This is a genomic window from Streptomyces sp. SID14478 (assembly GCF_010548525.1).
GTDB lineage: Bacteria > Actinomycetota > Actinomycetes > Streptomycetales > Streptomycetaceae > Streptomyces.
Window position 1 is genome coordinate 1 of record NZ_JAAGMG010000503.1, and the last position, 989, is coordinate 989.

The following is a 989-nucleotide window of genomic DNA, read 5'->3' on the forward strand; positions in this document are numbered from 1 at the left end:
CCGGGGCCGGCCGCGCCCCGCGGCGCGGCCGCCGACCGGTACAGCCCCGCGCCCCTGGCGGCGCCCGTCTCTTTGGAGGATCGATGACCAGCCCCTATCCGTTCACCGCCGTCGTCGGGCAGGACGATCTACGGCTCGCCCTGTTGCTGAACGCCGTGTCCCCCGCCGTCGGGGGTGTGCTCGTGCGCGGGGAGAAGGGGACCGCGAAGTCCACCGCGGTACGCGCCCTCACCGCGCTGCTGCCGGACGTCGACGTCGTCGCCGGGTGCCGGTTCTCGTGCGACCCCGCCGCGCCCGACCCGCACTGCCCGGACGGGCCGCACGGCAACGCGCCCGGAACGCACCGGCACGCGCGCATGGTCGAGCTCCCGGTCGGTGCGTCCGAGGACCGGCTGGTCGGCGCGCTCGACATCGAGAAGGCCCTCGCCGAGGGCGTGAAGGCCTTCGAGCCGGGGCTGCTCGCCGACGCGCACCGCGGGATCCTGTACGTCGACGAGGTGAACCTGCTGCACGACCACCTGGTCGACCTGCTGCTGGACGCCGCCGCCATGGGTGCGTCGTACGTCGAGCGCGAGGGCGTCTCCGTACGGCACGCCGCGCGCTTCCTCCTCGTGGGGACGATGAATCCCGAGGAGGGCGAGCTGCGGCCGCAGTTGCTCGACCGGTTCGGCCTGACCGTGGAGGTCGCCGCGTCCCGGGAGCCCGAGCAGCGCGTGCAGGTCGTCAAGCGGCGGCTTGCCTACGACGACGCTCCCGAGGAGTTCGCCGCGCAGTGGGCCGGCGAGGAGGCCGAGGTGCGCGAGCGGATCGTCGCCGCGCGCGCCCTGCTGCCGCAGGTGCGCCTGGGGGACCAGGCGTTGACGCAGATCGCGGCGACCTGCGCCGCGTTCGAGGTGGACGGGATGCGCGCCGACATCGTGATGGCCCGCACCGCGACGGCGCTCGCCGCGTGGGCGGGCCGCGACGAGGTGCTCGCCGAGGACGTGCGG

At 75.1% G+C, this 989-nt stretch carries 1 protein-coding gene; it reads left to right on the forward strand.

Going from position 1 to position 989, the window contains the following annotated elements; all coding sequences use genetic code 11:
* Window positions 1–83: 83 nt before the first annotated feature.
* On the forward strand, window positions 84–989 hold a 906-nt coding region (locus tag G3I40_RS16470; protein ID WP_164302907.1), incomplete at its 3' end, for an ATP-binding protein.